This window comes from Arthrobacter sp. WCS2018Hpa-7, assembly GCF_031843805.1.
Taxonomy (GTDB): domain Bacteria; phylum Actinomycetota; class Actinomycetes; order Actinomycetales; family Micrococcaceae; genus Arthrobacter.
In genome coordinates, this window is the sequence record NZ_JAVTJB010000001.1 from 310634 (window position 1) to 330740 (window position 20107).

Genomic DNA, 20107 nt, shown 5'->3' on the forward strand with positions numbered 1-20107 from the left:
ACTATGGTAAGCATGCCCTCCCGTTCCGCCATTCCGTCCTGCCCACCCGGGCGTAACAAGCCAACACCGTGGACGGCTTCCCGTCTCTTCAAATACACCCTGATGGCCAATGGCCGCTGGAAGCTGCTGCTGGTGGGCTGCGCCGGCTTTATTCTGCACCAGGTCAGCGAGGCCCTGGTTCCCGCGACCATCGGCGCCGCCGTGGACAAAGCAATTGCACCGCACGACGCCGGGGCCCTCCTTTGGTGGCTTGGCGCGTTGGCTGTCGTCTTCGTGGTGCTCGCCCTTTCCTGGCGCATCGGCACCTTGGCCACCAACCGCTCCTTCCTCTATGGTTCGCACGACCTCCGGCAGTTGGCGGTGGAACGCACCCTCCACCCACGCGGCATGGCAGCCCGGCGCGCACCGGGCGAAATCGTGGCGATCGCCTCCTCCGACGCAGACAGGGTTGCCGGCCTGTCCTGGCTCATCGGTGGTGGCCTCGCCGCCGCAGCCGGCGTCGTAACCTCTGCAGTGACACTGCTGCTGATTTCGGTCCCCCTGGGCATCGCAGTCCTGGTGGCCACCCCCGTCATGCTGGTGGTCATGCAGCGCCTCACCAAACCGTTGGAGGACCGCAGCGATGTGGAACAGTCCTCGGCGGCCCGCGCCGGTGCCCTGGCCACGGACTTCGTGACCGGATCACGCCCCCTCAAGGGTCTCGGCGCCGAGGAAGCAGCCGTCACCCGTTACCAGGCCGCCAGCCGGACATCACTGCTGGCCGGGCTGCGGGCTGTCCGGGCCAGGTCCGCCTATAACGGCGCCAGCACCGCGCTGTCCGCTGCGTTCCTGGCCGGGATCGCTTTCTTCGCAGCGTGGTTCGCCGTGCAAGGCACCATCACAGTAGGCCAGCTGGTGGCGGTTGTCGGCGTGGCCCAATTCGTCCAGGGACCCATGGCCGCGCTCGGTTTCCTCAGCGTGGAACTCGCCCGGAAACGGGCCTCGGCGGCACGCATCGCGGTACTGCTTGAGGAACCGGATGCGGTGCCCGCACCTGTTGACGGGGAACGCCTCGCCGACGGCCACCGCGCTGCTTCCAGGGACCGTATCGCCGCAGCAGAACGCACGACGGCGGCGGCCGGGTCAGCGGCACGGCCCACCCTCGTGGGGGAACCGGCGCCGCTCCTCGAACTCCGCAACAGTCCGAACAACAGCGCCTTCCCGCCCTTCACGGCGTCCGCCGGGGAGATCGTGGGCGTGGTGCTATCGGACGGCTCGCAAGCCAGGCGATTGGTGGACACCCTTGGTTTCCGCACACCCGCTCCCCGCGGCGTAGTGTCCATCGACGGCTACGATGCCGCCGATCTGGACCCACTGGATGTCCGCTCCAAAGTTTTCGCCGACAGCCATGAAGGCGTCCTTTTCCGCGGCAGTGTCCGCGACAATGTGGCAGCAGCCGATATCCCCCTGCAAGAGCGCGCCATGGCGGCTGCCGCCGTCGGGGACTTCGTTTCCCAACTGCCGGAAGGCACCGAAACCGTTCTTACCGGACATGGCCAGAGCCTGTCCGGTGGGCAGCGGCAGCGGCTGGTTCTTGGCCGCTCGCTGCACCAGCAGCAGCCGGTGCTGGTCCTGCACGACCCCACCACCGCCGTCGACACCGCTACCGAAGCTGTGATCGCGGACGGCCTCCGCAACTTCCCGGACAAGGCGTTGGTGTTGGTCACCACCAGTCCCACACTGCTGGCCGTCTGTCACCGGGTGGTGGTGGGAGGTAGCGATGGCGCGTCGGAAACCGGGACGCACCGGGAACTCCTCGCGACGTCGGCCGGCTACCGCGAGGTGGTGGGTTCATGAGCTCCGATATCCTGCCCATCGCCACACCCCGCGAGACCCGACGGGCCATGTGGCGCCTGTTGGCACAGCGCCCCGGACGGCTCGCCTGGACCATATTCGTCCTGCTGGCGGCGGCCTGCTGTGGACTGGCAGCGCCGGCGATCCTGGGCATCATGGTCAACATCGCGGCCAGCGGCGGAGACGTCATGAACTTGCTGTGGCTGGCCATCGGCTTGCTGGTGGCGGGCGGATGCGGCGCCCTGCTGGGCATCCTCGGCCAGAACTTGCTGGCCCGGATCTGCGAGGAAGCCCTCGCCGGCCTCCGTGAGGAGGTCTTCGCGGCGGCTGTCCGGAAGCCCTTGGCGCAGCTCGAAAAGGCGGGCATCGGCGATGTTGTGGCCCGCGTGTCCGGCGATGTCGAGGCTGTCAGCGAGGCCATCTCCGGAGTGCTGCCCGCGTTCACCAGCGCCGCCTTCACTATCGCCGTCACTTTGCTGGGCCTGGGGGTCATCGACTGGCGCTTCGCAGTGGCCGTCCTCATCGCCGCACCCCTGCAGGTGTTCACGCTGCGCTGGTTCCTCAAACGGACCGCCCCCATTTACCGGACCGTCCGTATCACCGAGGCCAACCGGACCGAACAGATCATCGAGACCGTCCATGGCTCGCCATCGGTCCTGGCGTTGGGCCTGGGGTCGCGCCATGCGGAGCTGGTGGCGACTGCTTCCCAGGAGAACATCGGCCACGCGCTCAAGGGCGTCAGCTACCTGACCCGGTTCTACAACCGCCTCAACCTTGCCGAGTTCATCGGCCTGTCCGCAGTGCTTGTGGTGGGCTTCTGGCTCCACGCCGAGGGCACCGTCACTATTGGTGCGGCTACCGCGGCGGCACTGTACTTCTACCGGCTGTTCGATCCGATCGGGCTGGTCCTGGGGCAGTTCGATGAACTCCAGAAAGCGGCTGCCGGCCTGGGGCGCATGTTCGGGCTGACCATGTCCACGGCCAAGACCACCCCTGCCGCCGATTCCCGCGGCACTGATTCCGGCATCGTCCTGGATAACGTCACCTTCGCCTACCCGGGCCAGCGACCCGCGCTCCACGGCGTCTCGCTCACAGTGCGTCCGGGCGAACGGGTAGCGATCGTTGGCACCTCGGGAGCCGGAAAGACCACCTTGGCCAAGGTGGTCATGGGCCTTGAACACCCGGACAGCGGGACCGCCTGGGTGGGTGGGCTCGACTCAGCCGCGGCAGCCCCCGCGGACCTGCATTCAAGGATCGCGATGGTCAGCCAAGAGGTGCATGTCTTCTCCGGAACGCTGGCCGAGGACCTCAAGCTTGCCAAACCGGACGCTTCCCCCGCGGAACTCTCGCGCGTCCTCGCCGCTGTGGGGGCTACGTGGATGAACACGCTCGACGACGGACTGGAGACGTCCGTAGGCGCCGGCGGCCACCAGCTTACCCCGGAGCAAGCACAGCAACTGGCGCTCGCCCGGCTCATGCTCAAGGATCCGCCCATCGCGGTCCTCGACGAAGCTACTGCTGAGGCGGGAACAGGCTCAGCCACCATGCTGGACCAGGCTGCCGAAGCCGCGTTGGCTGGCCGGACGTCCGTGGTGATCGCACACCGATTATCACAAGCAGCATCAGCGGACACCGTTGTGGTGATGGAGCAGGGGCGGATCATCGAGTCGGGTGCGCACCAGGAACTGCTGGCCGGCGGGGGCCGGTACGCCACATTGTGGGAGGCGTGGAACAGCTCACTCAGCCGCAACTGAGGGTTCGGCCGCTGGCACGGCTACGGGGTCGTGCCGCACCGGAGTTCCCGCCGCGAAGGACCGCACCTTCGCATCGTCCCAGATGTGCGCCGGGACGCCTCCGCCCAGGAGTTTGCGGGCCAGCGTGGGGTCATCTCCGAAGGGTGCGTGGCTGCCGGCCATGATCATGTTGCCGTAGCGGCGGCCCTTGAGCATGGCAGGGTCCGCAATGATCATGGTGTGCTCGAACGTATCGGCAATGGTCGCGGCATCTGCGCGGGCATTCTTGAGGTCGGGGGCGTCCCCGGAGTTGACCACGTACAGGCCGTCGGGGGCAAGGACCGCGTCCGCCTGCGCCGTGAATTCGCGGGTGGTCAGCGCACGGGGCGTGAAGGCGCCGGCGAAGACGTCGCGGATGATGAGGTCCCGGGTGTCCGGGGTGAGGGATTCGGTGACCTGCCGGGCTTCGCCCACCCGGAGCCTCAACAAGGGCGCCTTGGGAAGGTCGAACCAGCCGCGTACGTAGTCGGCCAGCTTGCCGTCCAGTTCCACCACTACCTGCCGGGCTTCCGGGTAGGCGGCGTGGAAGTAACGCGCCATGGAGCAGGCTCCCCCGCCGAGATGCAAGGCCCGCAACTTCGGTTTCTGCTCCGGCGGCCAGCGCGATTCCACCAAGGCAGCGATCCAGCGCATGTACTCAAAATCCAGGAACAGCGGATCCGCGAGGTCAATGTGCGAGCTCATCACACCGTTGATCTTCAGCAGCCACCCATTGGAGTTGTCCTGGTCCGGGATGAGCTCGCAGTCGCCGGTATCGATGTAGTAGACCCCCGCGACCGGACCATCAGGACGGGTGCCGGAAGGCACCTCCACGACTCCCGTCGTCGACCTCTGGGACCTGTTGGGTTTGCCGCGTTTCGCCACTACTTCAGCCCTGCTTGAGTCATGCTCCAAGCCTAGTGGAGCGCCACATTACTCCGGACGGTCATCTTGAACATAAGGCTACTTACCTTTATGGCCTCTGGAGCCATATGATCTCTCCATGGAACTCGGAGCATCGGTGTGGGCGGAGGTGTTGACGGTCGCCGTCGCGTGGTTGACGGTGGTCTGCCTGATGCTCGCCCGCGTGCCTAAACCGCCGGGCCTCCTCGATTCACCGCTGGACATGGATCCGCCCGACGATTCGGAATCGCGCTAGGCCCGGCAGTTCTGGCGGTCCCCACCTGTCAGGTTCTGCGGATGGAAAGGGCCTCGTAGACGACCACCGAGCCCTCCTCCGGCGCCCGGCAGGTCAGCTGACGCTGCGGTGCACGACTGGACCGCAATTCCACCTCGATATCCGCCGGGCGGGGCGGCCGCCCAGTGATGTGGATGCGCCAGTGATCGCCCTCGCGCAAGGTCTCCGTGACCGCATAATCATGCCGGCCGGCAGGACCGAACTGCCCCAACACCGCAGCGACCGCTGCTTGCTCCGGCGGCAAGAGATCCGTATAACCGCGCAGATACTCCGCGTGGATACGGCCGGCGAAGTGCTCCTCAACGGTGGCCACGGCGGTCCCGGCGTCGAGTCCTCCGTAGTACACGCCGTCGGGAGCGATCACCACGTTGGCCGCGAACCTGTCACCGCCAATGTGGGAGCACTCCCACACCAGCTCCGGCCAGTGCTCGCTGAGCGCACGTCCCACAGGGCGTCCCCAGACTGCGCAGCAGGGGTCGTGCTGTCCGTGGGCGCAGACCATGATGACCGGCGGGAAACCGGGCTCTCCGGGAGATGCCAAGGCTGCAACAATCGCGGCGAGGTCCTCGTCCCGCTCCCACGTTCCCCAGTGCTGTTGATAGGCGCCGGAGCTTTGGTGACGAAGGACTGCCCACTTGCCCGGACCGGGGCGGCGGCGGGGTCCGGGCCGCCGTATCAGGAGAATCCGTGCATTCGCCGTCCGCGCGGCAGAGATGACGAGTGCCTTGGTCCCAGCCTCCAGATCAAGGGCTTCGAAGCCGTTGGGCGGCCACGCGCCCCGGTATTCCACCAGGACCCAGGCGAGGCCGGGTGACGCAGTGCCTGCCATTGAGTCGCCGCGCACCCGGGCACTTTCCGCGCAGAGGAAGCGTGCCGTTGCGGCTGCAGGTGACGTCATTGTGCGACAGGGACAAGAACTCCTGCGCGCAACAACCTTTCGGCCAGTTCCAGGCCGATGTTTGCCGCGCGGTGATCCCCGCCGTCCAGCAGGCGCCGCACGAACGGCAGATCTGCGTCCGGGAAGTCGAGCCAACCAACGCGGGTGGTCAGGCGTGAGCCATCAAACCGTGCCTCCAGGGCCTCCCGAAGTCGAACCACCGATTCGGGGCCGAGGCCGTCAATGGCCGCGAGCTGGGCCACCGGACCAAGCGGAGCTGGACGCCCTTGACCCCTGCGGGCGCGGTGGAAAAGGGACGTGGTATCGGCTTCAAGGACAGCGGCGGCGAGACGTTCCCGGACTGCAGCGATCTCCTCTTCAGGTCCGTCGGCGCCCAAGGGCAAGGACCTGCGCATCCCGGGATCGTCGCTAAGTGCGGCAAGCGCTGCCTGTGCCAGATGTTCGGCCAAGGTATGGCGGGTCCAGTTGTGGATACCCAAGGTGAGGTGGATGGAGACTTTCCCCTGCGCCTGGGCGGCGTGCAGCCAGCCTCGCGGCAGATAGAGGACATCGCCTGGCTCGAGGACCGTGTCGATGTACGCCGCACCTTGAGCAGCCTCTTCGACGGCGGAGCGGCGATCAGTCCACGGCTGGCTTCGCAGCGGGTCCACGTGGACCGGCTCATGGATGACCCAGCGCTTGGTTCCCTCGATCTGCAGCACGAAGACGTCATGGATGTCGTAGTGGTCATCGAAGCCACGGTTCTGTGGCGGGGTGATGTAAGCGTTGGCCTGCACAGGATGCCCGAGCTCCGTGCTCAACTGCGAGCTGAAACTCGACACCGGCTCCCACGTGCGGTGCAATGCCTGCAGGACGAGGGTGGCTCCGTCAGCGAATTTGCGCCATAGCGCGGTGTCATCAAGTTGATCGGGGATGGTGGCACCGACCCCTGCCGGAGACGTGTAGGAGGATTCGGGAAGCGTTGAACCGCCTTTGGCGACGCGCAGGAAAGGCGTGCGCAGTCCGCGCCGCGAAACCAGTTCGTCGACTGCGCCGGCTGAGAACACATCGGAGAAGTCGCTGGCCCCACGGGTGAGCAGGGCGGTTCGCCCCCAGACGTCACTGGCGAATTTCTCCTGGCCGATGTCGATCAAGCGTGTTTCCAGGACCCCGCCGCCTTTCACGGCGGCGGGGTCCTGGAAATCAGTGCTGGTGGAGCTCAAACCTAGCTGCCCGGTTGTCCGGCGCCGCCGTCCGCGCCGCCGTCCGCACCACCATCAGCACCGCCGTCGTGCGTGCCGGGGACGCCGTCCGCGCCACCGTCCGCGGGGCCTTCTGCACCACCGTCCGCGCCGCCGTCGGCACCACCGTCAGCACCGCCGTCGTGCGTGCCGGGGACGCCGTCCGCACCACCGTCCGCGGGGCCTTCTGCACCACCATCTGCGCCGCCGTCGGCACCACCGTCAGCACCGCCGTCGTGCATGCCGGGGACGCCGCCCGCGCCACCGTCCGCGGGGCCTTCCTGCTGGCTTGGATCCTGCTCTGGAATAGACATGCTTCCTCCCGGGAATCGGACCGGGCGGCCTTCATCGACACCGCCCGTGATCACCATATCCAGATGAGTCAGCTGTGGGAACAGCTCGTGCGGTGGGAACTTGCTACAGCCCGGGGCGGACCATGCGATGTTCCGGCAACGAGTACCAGGAGGGATCACACAGTTGCTGTTTGCCGTCCGGAACAAAGCCGTTTCGCCGATAGAAAGCCTGGGCGCGCGGATTGTGGTCCAGGACCCAGAGGTACGCCGGGCCATCGGCGATCAAAGCATCCACCAATGCTTGGCCAACTCCCCTGCCATGGATGCGTTCCAACGTGTAGAGCATGAAAAGCTCCCGCTCGCAGGGGCTGTCCTCATCCCTGCCCGGGCCTGCGGCGCCGATGCCTACCAGGAGTCCGTCGGGATCGTGGGCCAGCATCCGGGCGTGACCCGCCGCGATGTAGTCCCGGTAGCGCTGGATGCGGTCGGGGAGCGCCGCTTCCTGTTGCTCGAAAAACACCGGGGGCAGCAGGTGCCCATAGCTTTCGCGCCACGACTGGACATGCATGAGGGCCATCGCTTCGGCGTCGTCCACCGTAGCGGGGCGAAGCGTGAAATCCACTAGCGCACCCGCGCTATCGCGAAACCGTCCCAGCCCTTGCTGCCCACCGTCTGGATGGCTGTGGCGTCCAGGCGCGGATCCTGGCCCATCATGTCCAGCATCCTGACGATGCCGGGCGCGTTGACCTCATCCCGTTCGGGTTCAAGGATGGCGCCGTCCCAGATGGCGTTGTCCACCACGATGACCGTGCCCGGGCGCCCCAGCCGGATGGCCCAATCGAGGTAATTGGAGTCGTTTTCCTTGTCCGCATCGATGAAGACGAAATCGAACGATTCCTGCCCCGCCAACGTGGGAAGGGTGTCCAGGGCAGCGCCCACCCGGATGTCCACTTTGTGCCCCACCCCGGCAGCATCAAGGTTGGCGCGTGCCACGTCCGCGTGCTTTTGGAGGAATTCGCACGTCACCAGCCGCCCGTCGTCGGGCAGTCCCTGTGCCATCCACATACTGCTGAAACCGGCCAGGGTTCCGATCTCCAGGACCCGGCTGGCCCCCGACATCTGAACCAGCATCCGGAGCAGCTTGCCTGCGTTGGGGGCTACTTCAATCGCCGGCATGCCGGCCTCGACGGCGGACGACAAGGCCCGCTGGTGGGCAGGCTCAGGACGCACGACGACGTCAGTCAGGTAACGCTCGACGTCGACCCAACCGGGCTCGGCCACGTGTTCAATCATGGCCCCCAGTCTGGCACCGGTGGCTCCGCTGGGGAAGGATCTAGTCCGTGGCGGAGATCGCCTCTTCGAGTCGTTCCACCTTGCCGGTCAGTTCGCCGCTGTAACCGGGCCGGATGTCGGCCTTGATCACCAGGGAGACGCGGCTGCCGTAGCGGCCCACAGCTTCGGTGGCGCGTTTGACGACGTCGAAGACCTCGTCCCATTCGCCTTCGATGGTGGTGAACATGGAGTCCGTCTGGTTGGGCAGTCCGGATTCACGGACGATCTTGACGGCGGCAGCCACGGCGTCGTGCACGGAAGCGTCGGGGGTGGGTCCGCCGTTGGCGGCGGATGCGGGCTGGCCCGAAGGGGCGACTGAGAAAGCAAGCAACATAAAATCCAGTGTTTCACGTACTGGTTTGTCATATAACGGCCTACTCCCGCGTAACAACGGGCCAAGGGCGCTCCGTTGCTACCCTGACAAGCATGGAACAGCCCTCTGAACGCAAGCCCCTCAGGGCAGACGCCGCACGCAATGTGGACAAAATCATCACCGCTGCCCGGCAATGCTTCCGGGAACACGGGCCCGAAGTGCCCCTGCAGACCATTGCCGCCACCGCCGGGGTTGGCCCCGCAACGCTGTTCCGCAATTTCTCGGACAAAGAGCAACTGGTCCTCGCCGCGTTGTCACGCCAACTGCGCCAGCATGTAGACCCCGTCGCCGCAGCAGCCTTGGACGGCATGGACGCCGCAGAAGGACTCATCAACGTCATCGATGCCGTGATGCAGGTAGCCAGCGAAGACGCGAACCTCCTTGACGCCGTCGCAGGCCGGCGCGGACTCCTGATCGGCATCACCCGCGGCATCATCGGCTCCATGGCCACCCTCCTTGAGCGGGGCCAGGGCCAGGGTTCCTTGCGACGCGACATCACCATCGAGGACATGGTCCGGCTGGTGGCCATGCTGATTGGCGCCGTGGACACCATGGAACCGGGCTCTGCGGCGTGGAAGCGCCCCGTGGCCTTGATTGAAGACGCCATCCGGACCGAGCGCCCGTCCCGGCCGCTTCCGGAACAGTCCGGCATCCCGGGTGTGACGCTGACCGAGGCACTCTAGCCCAGGCTGGCCAACCGCACGGGCGCTGGATGGTGTGACCTGCCCATCGCGGGACAGCCTGTGGGGTACTAGGCTCGGTCGTATGAATATTCCCCTGAGCTCATACTCATCCAGCGGATCCGAATCCGCTGCGGCAGCCGGCCTGGTCCTGCTGCTCATGGTCATTTACTTCGCAGTGGTCTTTGCGATCGTCGGTGTGCTCTACATGGGAATGTTCACCAAGGCAGGACGCCCTGCGTGGGCAGCTTTTGTTCCGATCTACAACAGCATCAAGCTCATGGAGATCGCCGGGCGCCCCTGGTACTGGTTCCTGCTGACCCTCATCCCGTTCGCAGGAATCTACTTCAGCATCGTGGCGCTCCACGACCTCTCCAAGTCGTTCGGCAAGGACGCCGGCTACACCGTTGGATTGGTCCTGTTGCCGGTGGTCTTCGTGCCGATGCTCTCCTACGGTTCCGCTCCCTACCTGGGTCCGGCGGCCGGGCGGCAATTCGTGGCCTACCCGCAGGGTTATGCGCAGCCGTACCCGCAGGGTTATGCGCAGCCGTACCCGCAGGGTTATGCGCAGGGCTACCCGCAGCCGTACCAGCAGCCTGGCCAACAGCCGCCGGTCCAGCAGCCCAATGGCCAGCAGTACCGCTAGCCCCAGCCCAGCAGCCTGAGGAGAGCCGCGGCCGCGGCGCCCGAAATCACCACCACCAGGAACGGTGCGCGAAGCCACAGCGCGACGGCGGCGGCGGCCAGGGCGCCGATGCGGGCATCAAGGACCAGCCCTTGTCCGGAGGCAACAGCGTTGACCACCGTCAGGGAGGCCAGCAGGCCAATGGTCATGGTGCCGGCCACGTGCATGATGCGGGGGCTCTCCAACAGCTTGGCCGGGACAAAGTAGCCCACCAACTTGGTGAGGTATGCCAGCGCACAGGCAATCAGGATCCATAGCCAGAGATTCACTTCGTGCCGCCGTTTCCAGGGTTCTCGTGCCGGTGTTTCTCCGCATAGGGATCCACGTCCGGCTCCAGTCCTTCGTCCAGGCGTGCGTGGCTGAACCAACCGATAACACCCGCCACCACCGCCGCCACCAGGATGGGAACGCCCGAGGGAACGAACGGCACGGCCAGGATGGTTGCCAGCGCGCAGGCAGCGGCGATGGCCCAGGGCTCGCGGCCTTTCAACCGCGGCCAGAGGAGGGCCAGGAAAGCAGCAACCGCGGCGCCGTCCAAACCCCATTGTTTGGGGTCTCCCATTGCATCGCCGGCCAAGGCTCCGATGGCCGTGAAGATATTCCAGAGAATGAATATACCGATTCCGGCGGTCCAGAACCCCCGGCGCTGCTCGTCGGGATCGGACTGGCCCGACGCCGTCGCTGTTGATTCGTCGATGGTGATATGCGCCGAAACATAACGCTTCCATCCGCCGGGGCGGAGCATCGCGTTGATCTGCATGCCGTAGATGCCGTTGCGTAACCCGAGCAAGGCGCTGGCTGTCATGGCCGCGACTCCGGAGCCGCCTCCTGCCACGACGCCAATGAAAGCGAACTGCGATCCACCACTGAACAGCAACAGGCTCAACACCATGGTCTGCCAGAAATCGAACCCTGATGCCACTGAGAGGGCTCCAAAGGACACCCCATAGAGACCCGTAGCGATACTCAGGGACACGGCCACCTTGAATGCCGGCGACTCCCTCAGCTTCATGGGGGCAGCACTGCCACTCATTTCCGCAGACTCCACGACCACAGGATCAGTGGAATCTGCAGGGGCAGGCGGACTGTATGGATGCGGCGCTCGGCTGCCGTGCCATCGGGACCGTAGGCGTGACGAAGTGCATCAATATGCCCGGCAAGGAATGCAGTGAACATCGCTGTGGTGGCATCCGCGGTCACCTTCCGCGTAGCAGGGATCAGCAGCCCGACGGCGGCAGCCACCTCGATCAGCCCGGACGAGGCAACCCATTCCTCGCGGGACATGACTGCCAGCGGTCCATTCGGGCGGCCAACCGGCTCGTCGTTGCGGCATAGGTAGTCCGGCACCACCGGGTAGTAGAACTTAGGCGTGCGGAAATGCTTTGCGGCGCTGGCCAGGAGCAGTGCGCTCAAAGCTACTGCGGACGTGGTTCGGGTTGCTTGTGCTGACCAGCGAAATGACATGAGACCACTCAATCACAACCGGAGGGGCCCCCAAAGTCAGCTGGACACCATCAATTGCTTGAGTACCTGCGCCGGCTTGTTGGTGGTGATCTCATGGATACCAAGTCCCTGGCAGAGTGCCACGTCCTTTTCCGAATCCACAGTCCACACGCGGAATATACGCCCGGCTTCCAACCAGCGCTGCACGTTGCGCGCATGCTCCCTGATGTAGTCAATACCCGGACCGGCGATTGATGCTTCGCCTGCGTCCAGGACACGTTCCGCCTCAAGCTGCGTGGCACGCATGACGTTGGCCACCGCGCCGCCGGTCAGGAAGCCCAGCCCGAGTTCCTGCCGAAGCTCCTGCACCGTGAAATCGTCCACCAGTTGGCACACGTGCTCCTTTGGCACGCCCTGCAGCAAACGCTGGACGGAATCGGTGTCGAAGCTCATGAAGGAGATCCGGATGTTCTCCAGCCGGGATTCTTCCGGCGTCCAGCCTTCTTCTTCCAGCAACGCCAACACCCTCTCCTCCAGCTTCAGCCGGTAAGGGCTGGGATGCTTGAGCTCAATCGCCAAACCAATCTCGCGGCCGGCCCCGCGCAGGATGTCCAGCAATTCCGGCAAGGTCAGGAACTGATCGGCCACTCCCCCATAAGCCTCGGGAATGCGTGCGCCCTTCCACGACGAGAAGTCCAAGGATCGGAGCTCCTCCAACGTGTGCTCCGCAACCGGCCCCGTGCCGGTGGACGTCCGGTCCAGGTTGGCGTCATGCAGCAACACCACGTGCTGGTCCCGCGTCAGGTGGACATCGCATTCCACACCGTCGGCACCGTCGGCGATTGCCTGCAGGTAAGCCGCCCTGGTGTGCTCGGCGTAGGCTGCACTCGCGCCGCGATGGGCGTAGACCTTGGGCCGGACTGGGGCGAAGTCGTCGCTAGTCATGCAGACACGGTAGCCCACCTCCGTGCATCTGCGGGGGCTACGCTGGGCTCATGCAGGTGAACTCTGAACAAATCCCAACTGAAGACGTCACCAACCCCAACCCGCTGCCCCATCAGCCGGGTTTCAAAGGTTCCGAAGGCGCAGGTTCCGCCCGCACCGGTTCCGCCCGCGCACGGCGGGGCGCCGCCGTCGTCGACCTTTCAGCAGGTGACCTGGAAAAGGCGGCCGCGCTGCTCCGCATGAAGCGGTTGGCGCTGGCGCTGCTGATCGCCATGGCGGTGATCTTCACCGTGGCGTTCGCGTTCCAGAAGCAGTATCCATGGCTGGAATACGTGCGTGCGGCAGCTGAAGGCGGCATGGTGGGCGCGTTGGCTGACTGGTTTGCGGTCACTGCGCTGTTCAAGTACCCCATGGGCCTGAAGATCCCCCACACGGCCATCATTCCGCGCCGCAAGGACCAGATCGGCGAATCGCTCAGTGACTTCGTCGAGAGCAACTTCCTTTCCCAGGAAGTTGTGCAGGAGAAGTTGGCCAGCATCGATATTGCCCGCAAGGCCGGCACGTGGTTGTCTGCGCCGGGCGGAGCCGAACGCGTGGCGAAGGAAGGCGGCGCGATCATCCGTGGCGCCTTCACCGTCCTGAACGACGACGACGTGCAGGCAGTCATCGAGGGAATGGTCCGCAAGCACCTGCTCACCCCGCCATGGGGGCCGCCCGTGGGCCGGATGGCTGAACGGATCTTCGCCGACGGACACCACCACACCCTGGTTGACCTCTTGGTTGACCGCGCCGCCGACTGGGTGGATGCAAACCACGCCACGGTCAACCGGCTGGTCTCGGATCGCTCGCCCCTGTGGGTGCCCACGTTCGTGGACGGCCTGGTGGGCGACAGGGTCTATGTGGAGCTCGCCAAATTTGTCCGCGCTGTTCAGTCGGACCAGAACCATCAGGTGCGCCAGTCGATCGACGCCTACCTCAAGGATCTGGCCCAGGACCTTCAGCATGATCCCGCCATGATCGAGCGCGCAGAGTCCATTAAAGCCCAGATCCTCGGCGACCCCGAAGTCCGCGAACTGGCGTCCCGCACGTGGGGAACCGTGAAGACTGCGTTGCTCAACGCCGTCGACGATCCGGACAGTGAACTGAGCCAGCGCTTCAAGGGCGCCGTCCGCGATTTCGGTACGCGACTGGTCAACGACGACGAACTGGCCGGCAAGGTCAACGCCTGGATCGGAGACGCGGCGGGTTACTTGGTGAACACGTACCGCTCGGACATCGCAGGCGTCATCTCTGACACCGTGGCGCGTTGGGATGCCGAGGAAACGTCCCAGAAGATCGAACTGCAGGTGGGCAAGGACCTCCAGTACATCCGCATCAACGGCACCGTGGTGGGCGCCTTGGCCGGGCTCGCGATCTTTACGGTGGCGCACCTGCTGTTCGGCTAGCCACCGGCGGCGCTCTGGAGCTATCCCGTGGGCCTTGGTACCTTCAGCACATGCCCATCAAACTTGAAAACGTTGGTATTGCGGTCCGGGATCTTGAAGAAACCATCGCCTTTTTCACGGATCTCGGCCTCACCGTGCTGGGCCGTGACACGGTCAGCGGTGAATGGGCCGATACGGCAGTAGGGCTGGACGGCAACCACGCAAAGATTGCGGTGCTCCAAACTCCGGATGGCAACGGCCAACTGGAGCTTTTCGAGTACATCCACCCTGACGCGATCGAGACCAACCCCACCCTTCCCAACGAGATCGGCATGCACCGGGTCGCCTTCTCGGTGGACGACATCGATCAAGCCCTGGAGATCGCCGCCAAGCACGGGTGCCTCCCTCTGCGTGGTGTGGCGAACTATGAGGGCGTTTACAAGCTCACCTACCTCCGCGGGCCCAGCGGGATCCTGGTCATGCTGGCGCAGAAACTCTAAAGGGAGGCACTCCCATGCTGAAGCACGTCGCTGAGGGCGTTCTGGTTCACGAGAGCGAATTCATCCAGAGCAACTGCACGGTGGTGCAGGGCCGGGACGGTGTCCTGCTGATCGACCCCGGCATTACGGTCAACGAAATGGCCACCATCGCGGACGACCTCAGCGAGTTGGGCCAGCCTGTCGTGGCCGGTTTCTCCACGCACCCCGACTGGGACCATGTGCTCTGGCACCCTGACTTCGGCAGCCCGCCCCGCTACGGCACGGCGCGCTGCGCGGCCTCCATCCAGACGGTCCTGGCCGCTGCTGACTGGAAGGAGCAGATAGCAGAAGGGCTGCCTCCGGAGCATGCAGATGAGATCCCGATGGAGTTGCTCGGCCTCATTTCCGGACTGCCTGCCGGTACTGTGCAGATCCCGTGGGACGGACCCACCGTCCGCATTCTGGAGCATCAAGCCCACGCCCCTGGCCACGCGGCCCTCTTGATCGAGGGGGCCGGTGTCCTGGTAGCCGGCGACATGCTGTCCGACATCCTGATGCCGTTCCTCGACCTCGAGGCAGCGGATCCGCTCACTGACTATCTTGAAGCGCTGCGGCTCTTCGATTCCGTGGCCGGCGATGTTGTTGCCGTCGTCCCGGGCCACGGCTCAGTGGGCCTGGCTGGGCAGTTGCGGGAACGCATTGCTCTGGATCGCGCCTACGTGCAGGCTTTGCTGGATGACCGTGAGGCCGAGGACCCCAGGGTTGGCCCGTCCGCTCCGTTGGAGTGGTTGGCCGACATCCATGGGTGGCAGGTGCAGCGACTGGCCGAAAAACGGCGGGGCTGAGTTTTCTCATGGAATGCCGTTCTTGAGAAAATCGACACCGCATTTTCTCAGCCGAGCAAGTGCACCATCTGCCCTGGCCTCGCTTGGCCGATCAGGTCCAGGTCTTCGTCGCGCACCACGGCGACCACCGGCGATTTGGCCGTTGCCGGACGGCCAGCCAACGCAATGACGGGAAGGCCCGACGGCGGCAGCACCACTGAGCCCAAGGCCAACGGTTGAGGATGGGCTGCTTGGGCTTCGGCATCTGTAGCTACGTGGCCAACCTCAAGTGGCCGACCCATCAATCGCGCACCCACGCGGTCCGATTCCTGCGAGAGCGTCCACGGTTCCGTGGTCAAGCGGAGCCATGTGCCGGCGTCGATAGTCCGAGTCTGCGGGTCGCCCGGCCCCTGTGGCATACGGGAAACCCTGGCAACTACCGGTCTCTCGGGGTCCAGTGCCCGCCGGACAGGGTGGTTGATCTCAGGAAAACCCTGGCCGTGTGGCTTTCCGAACGTCACGGCCGCACCGGCCGACAGCGCTTCGCCGGGCATCGACACGCCACCTTGGACCCCTACGTAATAACGGATACCAAACAACGCAGGGCCGAAGTCCAACACTGCTCCGGGAGCTACCCTGACCGCTTTGTTCAGCGGAAATTCCGAGCCGTTGAGCGTCACCACTCCCTCGGCGCCGGTGACTGCCACAGCCGACCCGGTCACGAACCTCAGCTTCAGGCCGCCCACCAGCACCTCGAGTCCGGCCGCATGTTCAGGATTTCCCAGCAAGGCGTTCGCCAAGTGCAGGGACATCCGGTCCAGGGCGTGATCGGGCTTGAGGGCAAGCGTCAGCGTTCCGGGGACCACCACCACTGCACTCATCCAGCAAACCCTCCCTCACCAACCAGCAGAACGTGGATTACGCCGCATCAGGCCTACGCGAAGGCCTCAATCTGCACACCGGCCTGCTCAAGACCTTCCCGGACTGCAGCGGCCATGGTGACAGCCCCTGGCGTATCTCCGTGAATGCAGAGGGAATCAGCCACTACAGGGACAACGGTTCCGTCGATGGCCAGGATTTCCTTGCGCGTTGCCAGCCTTACGGCCTGAGCCACCACCGCGGCGGGGTCATGCAGCACTGCGCCGTCCTGGGTGCGGGGTACAAGTGTGCCGTCCGGAAGGTACGCACGGTCCACGAACGCCTCGCGGAACACCGGATGACCGGCTTCTTCTGCGAGCTTCAGCCATTCGGAGCCCGGCAAGCCAAGCACGGGCAGCCCGGGATCGTAGGCGTGGACAGCGGCCACTACGGCCTCAGCCTGCTCGGCGTCACGGACAATCCGGTTGTAGAGCGCCCCGTGTGGCTTCACGTAGTCCACCGATGCTCCCACAGCGTGGGCCATCCCATCGAGGGCGCCGAGTTGATACAAAACGTCGCCGAAGAGTTCGTCGAAGGTCATATCCAGGGAACGTCGGCCGAAGCCTGCCAAGTCCCGGTACCCCACATGCGCTCCAACGCGGACGTCCAGTTCAAACGCCGCCCGGCAGCTGTCCAACATGGTGAGGGGATCACCGGCGTGGAAGCCACAGGCCACGTTGGCACTGCTCACGATGCGGAACATCGAGGCGTCGTCACCCATGGTCCAGGAGCCGAAAGACTCCCCGAGGTCAGCGTTCAGGTCCACTGTTACCGCCTTCCAGCGTGAGGGTTTCGGCCGCTTCTGGCTCGACAGCATTCTTTGGTGCATTGGGGAGCAGCTCACCCGGGACGGTGTCCGGAAGCGGACCGAAAGCTTCCTTGGCTGTGGAAACCACGGCGCGGCCCATCATGAGGTTGCCGGCACCACCCACTACTGCGCCCACGCCGAAAGGCAAGGCACGGCCCAGGAACGCGGTCCCCTGGCGCTTCACGAGGTTCTTAAGGAAGGCCCGCTGGATGGAGTCGCGGATGACGCCAAAGCCGCTTCCCGGAATCTTCTTGGTGAGGGTCCTGCCCCATGCGTTGGTCACGCCCTTGCCGCGTCCGAGCGACTGACCACTCAGTGCCCCGAGCATGGACGTGCCTTCCTCGCCCAGCATGATGGCCATGACCATGGTTTGCGCCCGTACAGGATCCGTGAGCCGGATGCCGTGGAGCTCCGCCAAGGACGATGCATACAACGCGGTGGTCTCCAGGAAGCCGACCGTGGCGAGCGCGGAAAGTCCCAGGGAAGCTGCGGTTCCGATGCCAGGCACGACGGCCGTTGCACCCACCGCTGCTCCTCCACCGGAGATAGCGAGCAAGTAGTGGCGTTCAAGTTTCGCTGCGAGCTGGGCCGGGGTGTCATGGGGGTGTCTGCGTTGCAGCCTGCGCAGGTTTGCCAGCACCAACGGGCGCTGGACTTCGACCGCCTTCAGCAGGACATTGTGGACGCCGGGCTTGGTGTTGCCTTGCTGATCGAAGACTGCGTTGTGGGCTGTCTCTTGGGCGATTTTCACCGCCGGGTTGGGTCGCTTGGGCATCTTCACCTCTCCTTGGCAGCTGGGTCGTCATACGGGGAACTGCTGGATTCAGCCTATGCCACAGCCCTGTCCTGCGAGACCTCCCCTTGGCGCTATGTGGATACTATTCCGCGCACAGCGGACGTCCCAGCTGAGCTCCCGCGGCGTAGACTGGGGGCACTCACGGAAGCAGTCCACCAAGGACAGGAAGTATCCGTTATGAATGCCTCGGAAAAGAACGAACACGTCATCCGACACCACACCGACGCCCCGGCGGAGGGTGAAACGGAAGGCTGGGTTTCGCACGATACCGGCGTCCACAGCCAGGACCCGGCTGAAGGCCCGGACATCGACGACGACGACGCACCGCCGTCGGGCGCTTCATAACCGAGGTTCCTACCGCCGTCGTCGTCAGCAGGCGCGCCTTCCACAGCGCCAACTCCCAGGTCTAGGCTGGTGAAATGGCTGCGTTAAGAGCGCTGCGTCCGTTTGCGCACCGGGAATTCCGCGTGTTAATTTCCGCGCTGTCCATTTCCATTTTTGGCTCAGGCATGTGGGCAGTGGCGATGGTCTATGAGGTGATCCACCTCGGCGGTGGTCCGCTGGAATTGTCCCTGGTGGCCACTGCTGCCAGCGTGGGCCTGGTGGGCTTCGTGCTGGCCGGAGGCATTGCGGCCGACAGACTTCCCCAACGTCTTCTGATCATTGCAGTGGAGGGCGCGAACCTGGCCGTCATCGCCACCATCACGGCGCTGGCCATGCTAGACGTCCTTCAACTGTGGCATTTGGCCATCGGTGCTTTCGTCCTGGGTGTGGGGCAGGCGTTCTTCTTCCCTGCATATTCGGCGATCCTGCCGCGTATCCTGCCTGCCGACGATCTCCTGGCCGCCAATGGTTTGGAGGGCACCGTGCGGCCGGTCCTGCAACAGGCGGCGGGCCCGGCACTTGCCGGGATCCTGGTGGCAGCACTGTCCCCGGCACACGCTGTGGCGGGGGTTGCCGTGTGCCATTTGCTGGCGTTCGGAATCGTGAACTTCCTGAGCCGCCAAACGCTGGGATTGGCCGCTCCGGGGGCGGTGGGCAGCGATGGGACACCGGCGAAGTCGTCTCTCTTCAGAGACCTCGCTGAGGGGTTCAGCTACACCATCCGCACCCCGTGGCTGTTGTGGACCCTGATCTGGGCTTGCCTGTCAGTGCTGTTCCTCATAGGTCCCATCGAGGTCCTGCTCCCGTTCGTTGTCCAGGACCAGCTGGGCGGCGACTCAAGGATGTTCGGTTTCCTGCTGGCCATCATGGGCGTAGGGAGCGCCATCGCTGCGCTGGCAACCGCATCCCTTCGTCTCCCCCGCCGCTACCTGACAGTCATGGTCGTGACGTGGGGGCTCGGCAGCCTGCCCGTGGCAGCCATTGGGTTCATGGACAGCTTTTGGATGCTCGGCGCTGCCATGCTCATCTTCGGAGTCACCGAGGGGATCGGCACCGTCATCTGGGGAACGTTGCTGCAGCGGCGCGTGCCAAGGCATCTGCTGGGCCGGATATCCAGCCTGGACTTCTTTGTTTCCCTGGCCCTGATGCCTGTTTCCATGGCCCTCGCCGGCCCCATTGCGGAAGTGGTTCCGATCTGGCTGATCTTCTTCGTCGGCGGTTTGGCGTGCCCCATCATGGCCTTTGTTGCACTCTTCGCGGCACGCATGATGACTGATGAGATCCAGAACCCCCTGACCGCCGATGCCTCCGATGCCTCCGATCCTGAAGCTGCAGACACCCAGCCCGACGCTGTGTAGCGTGGGCACCACCCCAGGAAGGACACACCATGGCCGCAGGAACCAAAGACGATCCGTGGCAGCTCACCACTCCCCCGGGATCCTCCGACTACACCATGTATAAGGACGAGGCCGCTGATCCCCCGTCTGTGGTTTGCCGCGTGGGATCCACCACGCTGCTCTACCAACTCCGTGGCATCGAGGACCTCCATTCCTGGCTTCTGGAGCAAGGCGACTGGGTACCTCTTGGCGCCGCCGACGAGGGCAAAGACGCCGCCCCGGGAACCGTCGAAGCGTGGGGCCGGAGCGCGGACAATCCTGTGGGTGGTTGGTACGGACTTCGCAAGGGCTACCGGGGCCGGTTCGGAATGTACATGCCTCCCCTGCTGGAGGCCCTCGGCTTGGCTGAACTGACGCATGAGAAGCGGAACAACAGCATGCGGGCCATCGGACCATAGCGTGCCC

25 protein-coding genes are annotated in these 20107 nt (G+C 65.0%); 11 read left to right on the forward strand and 14 right to left on the reverse strand.

The window, feature by feature from the left end; translation table 11 throughout:
- Positions 1 to 12: 12 nt before the first annotated feature.
- Both RQH14_RS01450 and RQH14_RS01455 read left to right on the forward strand, forming a co-directional pair.
- A complete protein-coding gene (locus RQH14_RS01450) occupies positions 13 to 1836 on the forward strand; it encodes an ABC transporter ATP-binding protein (RefSeq protein ID WP_311211560.1) in 1824 nt (607 codons plus the stop codon).
- Complete coding sequence (locus RQH14_RS01455; RefSeq protein ID WP_311211561.1) at positions 1833 to 3587, forward strand: ABC transporter ATP-binding protein; 1755 nt, start codon at positions 1833 to 1835, stop codon at positions 3585 to 3587. The genes RQH14_RS01450 and RQH14_RS01455 overlap by 4 nt, the downstream gene beginning before the upstream one ends.
- Here the strand turns inward: RQH14_RS01455 and RQH14_RS01460 are convergent.
- Positions 3570 to 4490 (reverse strand): fused MFS/spermidine synthase, encoded by a 921-nt coding sequence (locus RQH14_RS01460; RefSeq protein ID WP_311211562.1) that lies wholly within the window; start codon positions 4488 to 4490, stop codon positions 3570 to 3572. The two genes, RQH14_RS01455 and RQH14_RS01460, sit on opposite strands and share 18 nt — an antisense overlap.
- A gap of 118 nt (positions 4491 to 4608) precedes the next feature.
- Here RQH14_RS01460 and RQH14_RS01465 point away from each other — a divergent pair, with 118 nt between their 5' ends.
- On the forward strand, positions 4609 to 4764 hold the full coding sequence (locus RQH14_RS01465; RefSeq protein ID WP_311211563.1) for a hypothetical protein: 156 nt from the start codon (positions 4609 to 4611) through the stop codon (positions 4762 to 4764).
- A gap of 28 nt (positions 4765 to 4792) precedes the next feature.
- Here RQH14_RS01465 and RQH14_RS01470 read toward each other — a convergent pair whose 3' ends face one another.
- From RQH14_RS01470 to RQH14_RS01495, 6 genes are all read right to left on the reverse strand, one after another.
- Positions 4793 to 5632 carry a sucrase ferredoxin gene (locus tag RQH14_RS01470; protein ID WP_396136266.1) on the reverse strand — a complete coding sequence of 280 codons (840 nt, stop codon included), beginning with the start codon at positions 5630 to 5632 and terminating at the stop codon, positions 4793 to 4795.
- Positions 5633 to 5697: 65 nt separating this feature from the next.
- Complete coding sequence (locus tag RQH14_RS01475) at positions 5698 to 6903, reverse strand: cupin domain-containing protein (RefSeq protein WP_396136265.1); 1206 nt, start codon at positions 6901 to 6903, stop codon at positions 5698 to 5700.
- Positions 6904 to 6905: 2 nt separating this feature from the next.
- Positions 6906 to 7235, reverse strand: coding sequence for a BatC protein (locus RQH14_RS01480; RefSeq protein WP_311211565.1), 330 nt, complete (start codon positions 7233 to 7235; stop codon positions 6906 to 6908).
- A gap of 103 nt (positions 7236 to 7338) precedes the next feature.
- On the reverse strand, positions 7339 to 7836 hold the full coding sequence (locus RQH14_RS01485) for a GNAT family N-acetyltransferase (RefSeq protein WP_311211566.1): 498 nt from the start codon (positions 7834 to 7836) through the stop codon (positions 7339 to 7341).
- Entirely contained in the window at positions 7836 to 8507 is a 672-nt protein-coding gene (locus tag RQH14_RS01490; protein ID WP_311211567.1) for an O-methyltransferase, read from the reverse strand. Before RQH14_RS01490 ends, RQH14_RS01485 begins: the two co-directional genes overlap by 1 nt.
- Before the next feature lie 40 nt (positions 8508 to 8547).
- Entirely contained in the window at positions 8548 to 8880 is a 333-nt protein-coding gene (locus tag RQH14_RS01495) for a thiamine-binding protein (RefSeq protein WP_089593387.1), read from the reverse strand.
- A 92-nt stretch (positions 8881 to 8972) separates the two neighbouring features.
- Between RQH14_RS01495 and RQH14_RS01500 the strand changes: the two genes are divergently transcribed.
- Entirely contained in the window at positions 8973 to 9602 is a 630-nt protein-coding gene (locus RQH14_RS01500) for a helix-turn-helix domain-containing protein (protein WP_311211568.1), read from the forward strand.
- Positions 9603 to 9684: 82 nt separating this feature from the next.
- Positions 9685 to 10245: a DUF5684 domain-containing protein gene (locus RQH14_RS01505; protein ID WP_311211569.1), complete on the forward strand. Its 561-nt coding sequence runs from the start codon at positions 9685 to 9687 to the stop codon at positions 10243 to 10245.
- On the opposite strand, the gene RQH14_RS01510 is transcribed toward RQH14_RS01505, so the two are convergent.
- The 4 genes from RQH14_RS01510 to RQH14_RS01525 are packed head-to-tail and all read right to left on the reverse strand — an operon-like array spanning position 10242 to position 12672.
- Positions 10242 to 10553: an AzlD domain-containing protein gene (locus tag RQH14_RS01510; RefSeq protein WP_089593385.1), complete on the reverse strand. Its 312-nt coding sequence runs from the start codon at positions 10551 to 10553 to the stop codon at positions 10242 to 10244. The genes RQH14_RS01505 and RQH14_RS01510 overlap by 4 nt on opposite strands.
- On the reverse strand, positions 10550 to 11317 hold the full coding sequence (locus RQH14_RS01515; protein ID WP_311211570.1) for an AzlC family ABC transporter permease: 768 nt from the start codon (positions 11315 to 11317) through the stop codon (positions 10550 to 10552). Before RQH14_RS01515 ends, RQH14_RS01510 begins: the two co-directional genes overlap by 4 nt.
- Positions 11314 to 11748 carry a hypothetical protein gene (locus RQH14_RS01520; protein ID WP_311211571.1) on the reverse strand — a complete coding sequence of 145 codons (435 nt, stop codon included), beginning with the start codon at positions 11746 to 11748 and terminating at the stop codon, positions 11314 to 11316. The genes RQH14_RS01515 and RQH14_RS01520 overlap by 4 nt, the downstream gene beginning before the upstream one ends.
- A 36-nt stretch (positions 11749 to 11784) precedes the next feature.
- Positions 11785 to 12672 (reverse strand): glycerophosphodiester phosphodiesterase family protein, encoded by an 888-nt coding sequence (locus RQH14_RS01525; RefSeq protein ID WP_311211572.1) that lies wholly within the window; start codon positions 12670 to 12672, stop codon positions 11785 to 11787.
- A gap of 50 nt (positions 12673 to 12722) precedes the next feature.
- Here RQH14_RS01525 and RQH14_RS01530 point away from each other — a divergent pair, with 50 nt between their 5' ends.
- Genes RQH14_RS01530 through RQH14_RS01540 form a run of 3 tightly spaced genes read left to right on the forward strand, consistent with a single transcriptional unit; the run spans position 12723 to position 15420 of the window.
- Positions 12723 to 14117, forward strand: coding sequence for a DUF445 domain-containing protein (locus RQH14_RS01530; RefSeq protein WP_311211573.1), 1395 nt, complete (start codon positions 12723 to 12725; stop codon positions 14115 to 14117).
- Between the two features lie 50 nt (positions 14118 to 14167).
- Complete coding sequence (locus RQH14_RS01535; protein ID WP_311211574.1) at positions 14168 to 14596, forward strand: VOC family protein; 429 nt, start codon at positions 14168 to 14170, stop codon at positions 14594 to 14596.
- A 14-nt stretch (positions 14597 to 14610) separates the two neighbouring features.
- Positions 14611 to 15420, forward strand: coding sequence for an MBL fold metallo-hydrolase (locus RQH14_RS01540; protein ID WP_311211575.1), 810 nt, complete (start codon positions 14611 to 14613; stop codon positions 15418 to 15420).
- Positions 15421 to 15467: 47 nt separating this feature from the next.
- On the opposite strand, the gene RQH14_RS01545 is transcribed toward RQH14_RS01540, so the two are convergent.
- From RQH14_RS01545 to RQH14_RS01555, 3 genes are read right to left on the reverse strand one after another with little or no spacing between them, the layout of a single operon-like run.
- Positions 15468 to 16280 (reverse strand): biotin-dependent carboxyltransferase family protein, encoded by an 813-nt coding sequence (locus tag RQH14_RS01545; protein ID WP_311211576.1) that lies wholly within the window; start codon positions 16278 to 16280, stop codon positions 15468 to 15470.
- A gap of 53 nt (positions 16281 to 16333) precedes the next feature.
- On the reverse strand, positions 16334 to 17083 hold the full coding sequence (locus RQH14_RS01550; RefSeq protein ID WP_311211577.1) for a 5-oxoprolinase subunit PxpA: 750 nt from the start codon (positions 17081 to 17083) through the stop codon (positions 16334 to 16336).
- A complete protein-coding gene (locus RQH14_RS01555) occupies positions 17067 to 17900 on the reverse strand; it encodes a hypothetical protein (protein WP_311211578.1) in 834 nt (277 codons plus the stop codon). Before RQH14_RS01555 ends, RQH14_RS01550 begins: the two co-directional genes overlap by 17 nt.
- A 198-nt stretch (positions 17901 to 18098) precedes the next feature.
- Between RQH14_RS01555 and RQH14_RS01560 the strand changes: the two genes are divergently transcribed.
- The 3 genes from RQH14_RS01560 (at position 18099) to RQH14_RS01570 (ending at position 20100) form a co-directional block, all read left to right on the forward strand.
- Positions 18099 to 18266, forward strand: a complete 168-nt coding sequence (locus RQH14_RS01560) for a hypothetical protein (RefSeq protein WP_311211579.1) — start codon at positions 18099 to 18101, stop codon at positions 18264 to 18266.
- Positions 18267 to 18340: 74 nt separating this feature from the next.
- Complete coding sequence (locus tag RQH14_RS01565) at positions 18341 to 19663, forward strand: MFS transporter (protein WP_311211580.1); 1323 nt, start codon at positions 18341 to 18343, stop codon at positions 19661 to 19663.
- A gap of 29 nt (positions 19664 to 19692) precedes the next feature.
- The gene (locus RQH14_RS01570) at positions 19693 to 20100 is read left to right on the forward strand and encodes a DUF6855 family protein (protein ID WP_311211581.1); all 408 of its coding nucleotides are present in this window, start codon (positions 19693 to 19695) and stop codon (positions 20098 to 20100) included.
- The last annotated feature ends 7 nt before the right edge of the window (positions 20101 to 20107 follow it).